The organism is Micromonospora sp. NPDC003776, from assembly GCF_053605645.1.
Map to the genome: position 1 here is coordinate 1 of NZ_JBSGJR010000695.1, position 3205 is coordinate 3205.

The 3205-nt window shown below is 76.3% G+C and carries 5 protein-coding genes; all 5 read left to right on the forward strand.

Translation table 11 applies throughout. The features are described from left to right. A partial coding sequence (locus tag ACWEVO_RS33475; protein ID WP_452311424.1) for an HAD-IC family P-type ATPase occupies window positions 1-807 on the forward strand: 807 nt, incomplete at its 5' end. 108 nt (window positions 808-915) lie between these two features. Then, window positions 916-1317 carry a TOBE domain-containing protein gene (locus ACWEVO_RS33480; protein ID WP_452311425.1) on the forward strand — a complete coding sequence of 134 codons (402 nt, stop codon included), beginning with the start codon at window positions 916-918 and terminating at the stop codon, window positions 1315-1317. Next, window positions 1314-2096, forward strand: coding sequence for a molybdate ABC transporter substrate-binding protein (gene modA / locus ACWEVO_RS33485; protein ID WP_452311426.1), 783 nt, complete (start codon window positions 1314-1316; stop codon window positions 2094-2096). The genes ACWEVO_RS33480 and modA overlap by 4 nt, the downstream gene beginning before the upstream one ends. After that, window positions 2093-2887 (forward strand): ABC transporter permease, encoded by a 795-nt coding sequence (locus tag ACWEVO_RS33490; protein WP_452311427.1) that lies wholly within the window; start codon window positions 2093-2095, stop codon window positions 2885-2887. The genes modA and ACWEVO_RS33490 overlap by 4 nt, the downstream gene beginning before the upstream one ends. Beyond that, window positions 2884-3205, forward strand: a 322-nt coding sequence (locus tag ACWEVO_RS33495) for an ATP-binding cassette domain-containing protein (RefSeq protein WP_452311428.1), incomplete at its 3' end; no start/stop codon positions are given. The genes ACWEVO_RS33490 and ACWEVO_RS33495, both read left to right, overlap by 4 nt.

A 3205-nucleotide genomic window follows, 5' to 3' on the forward strand; every position in this document is an offset into this window, starting at 1 on the left:
CTGCTGGCCGCCGCCGGCGAGCGCGGCCTGACCCTGCCGCCGGTCGCCGACTTCACCGCCACCCCCGGGCGGGGCGTCGCGGCCACCGTCGAGGGCCGGCGGGTCCTGGTCGGCAGCCCGGCCCTCCTCCACGGGTACGCCTCGACCGACGCGTCGCGGCTGGTCGACGCGGAGCAGGCGGCCGGGCGTACCGCGGTCGTGGTGCTGGTGGACGGCGCGCCGGCCGGGGTCCTCGGCCTGGCGGACCGGGCCCGGCCCGACGCGGCCGGGACCGTCGCCGCGCTCACCGCGCTGACCGGGGTCCGACCCGCCCTGCTCACCGGCGACAACGCCGGCGCGGCCGGCCGGCTCGCGGCCGACACCGGCATCGCCGAGGTGCACGCCGGCCTGCTGCCCGAGGACAAGGTGGACCGGGTCCGGACCCACCAGCGCGACGGCCGCCGGGTGCTGCTGGTCGGGGACGGGATCAACGACGCCCCGGCGCTCGCCGCGGCGGACACCGGCGTGGCCATGGGCCGCCAGGGCTCCGATCTGGCCCTGCGCACGGCCGACGCGGTGCTGGTGCGCGACGACCTCGCGGCGCTCCCCGCGCTGCTCGGGCTGGCCCGGCGGGCCCGCCGCCTGGTGGTCGCCAACCTCGTCGTCGCGGCGACCTTCATCGCGGTGCTGGTCGGCTGGGACCTGATCGGGCACCTGCCGCTGCCGCTCGGCGTGGCCGGCCACGAGGGCTCGACCGTCATCGTCGGTCTCAACGGGCTGCGCCTGCTGAGCGCCCGGGCCTGGCGGCGGACGACGGAGGCGCGGTGAGCCTGCGGGCATGAACCGCAGGTGCTCCACCCGAGCCGCCGAGCACCTCGTCGATGCGAGGCCGGAACGCTCTTCTCCTTTGCATCTGCGTGCCGCTAGGGTGGCCGGGTGACCGTGTTCCGGATCGGCGAGGCCGCCGAACTGCTCGGGGTCAGCGCGGACACGGTCCGCCGCTGGATCGACGCCGGGCGGCTGCCGGCCACCCGCGACGAACACGGCCACCGGGTGATCGACGGGGTCGACCTGGCCGCGTTCGTCCGCGCCCCGGGGCACCCCGAGCTGTCCTCCGCCCGTAACCGGCTGCGCGGCATCGTCACCGCCGTCGTCAAGGACACCGTGATGGCCCAGGTCGACATCCAGGCCGGGCCGTTCCGGATCGTCTCGCTGATGAGCCGCGAGGCCGTCGACGAGCTCGACCTCCAGGTCGGGGCGGTGGCCGTCGCCGTGATCAAGTCGACCACCGTCGTGGTCGAGCGCGTCCCCGCCGCGAAGGGAAGGACCATTTCGTGACCGTACGGTGGACCGGCGCCGCCCTCGCCGGGGCGGCCGCGCTGACCCTGGCCCTGACCGGCTGCGGCGACGGCGACCCGGCCGTCCGGGACGGCGGCGGCCGGGTGACGGTGTTCGCCGCCGCCTCGCTCACCGAGTCCTTCACGAAGCTGGGGAAGGACTTCGAGGCGGCGCACCCGGGCACCACCGTCACCTTCAACTTCGCCGGCAGCTCCGCCCTCGCCACCCAGATCTCCCAGGGCGCCCCGGCCGACGTCTTCGCCGCCGCCTCGCCGGCCACCATGAAGACCGTCACCGACGCGGGGGACGGCGCCGGCGCCCCGGCCACCCTGGTGCGCAACCAGCTCGTCATCGCCGTGCCCAAGGGCAATCCCGGCAGGGTGACCGGCCTCGCCGACCTGGCCGAACCGGGCGTCAAGGTGGCGCTCTGCGCCGAGCAGGTGCCCTGCGGGGCCGCGGCGAAGACGGCCCTCGCCGCGGCCGGCGTCCGGTTCACCCCGGCCACCCTGGAACAGGACGTCAAGGGCGCGCTGGCCAAGGTGAAGCTCGGCGAGGTCGACGCCGCGCTGGTCTACCGCACCGACGTCCGGGCCGCCGCCGGTGAGCTGGACGCCGTCGAGTTCCCGGAGTCCGCGCGGGCGGTCAACGACTACCCGATCGTGGTGCTGAAGCACGCCGGCAACCCGGACGGCGCCCGGGCCTTCGTCGACTACGTCCGCTCCGACGCGGGGCTCGCCGTGCTCACCGCCGCCGGGTTCCAGGCCCCGCCGAGCCGGTGAGCCCGCGCCCCCGGCAGCGGGTGCCGCTCGCCCTGCTGCTCCCCGCCGGCCTCGGCCTGCTCTTCCTCGTCCTGCCGCTGTTCGGGCTGCTGGCCCGGGCGCCGTGGACCACCCTGCCCCGGCGGCTGGCCGAGCCGGCGGTGCGCACCGCGCTGCGGCTGTCGCTGGAGACCGCCACCCTCGCCACGCTGCTCTGCGTCGCCCTCGGCGTACCGCTGGCGTGGCTGCTCGCCCGGGTCGAGTTCCCCGGCCGGCGGCTGGTGCGTGCCCTGGTCACCGTGCCGCTGGTGCTGCCTCCGGTGGTCGGCGGGGTGGCGCTGCTGCTGGTCTTCGGCCGACGGGGGTTGGTCGGGTCCTGGCTGGACAGCACCTTCGGGGTCACCCTGCCGTTCACCACCGCCGGCGTGGTGCTCGCCGAGGCGTTCGTCGCCATGCCGTTCCTGGTCATCGCCGTCGAGGGGGCGCTGCGCGGGGCCGACCGGCGGTACGAGGAGGCGGCCGCCACCCTCGGCGCGGGGCGCTGGACCACCTTCACCCACGTCACCCTGCCGCTGGTCGCGCCGGGCGTCGCCGCGGGCGCCGTGCTCTGCTGGGCCCGCGCGCTCGGCGAGTTCGGCGCCACCATCACCTTCGCCGGCAACTATCCCGGCCGCACCCAGACCATGCCGCTCGCCGTCTACCTGGCCCTGGAGAACGACCTGCAGGCCGCGATCGTGCTCAGCCTGATCCTGCTCACCGTCTCGGTCGCCATCCTCGCCGGGCTGCGCGACCGCTGGATCGGTACGCAATGACCGCCCCGCCGCTGCTCGACGCGCACCTGGTCGCCGACCGGGGCGCCTTCCACCTCGACGTCCGGCTGCGGATCGCCGCCGGGGAGGTGGTCGCGTTGCTCGGCCCGAACGGCGCCGGCAAGACCACCGCCCTGCGTGCCCTGGCCGGGCTGCACCCGCTCACCGCCGGCCACCTGACCCTCGGCGGGGCGGATCTGGACCGCCCCGACCGCCGGCTCCGGATTCCGCCGGAGCGACGGCCGGTCGGCGTGGTCTTCCAGGACTACCTGCTCTTCCCGCACCTCAGCGCGCTGGACAACGTCGCCTTCGGGCCCCGCC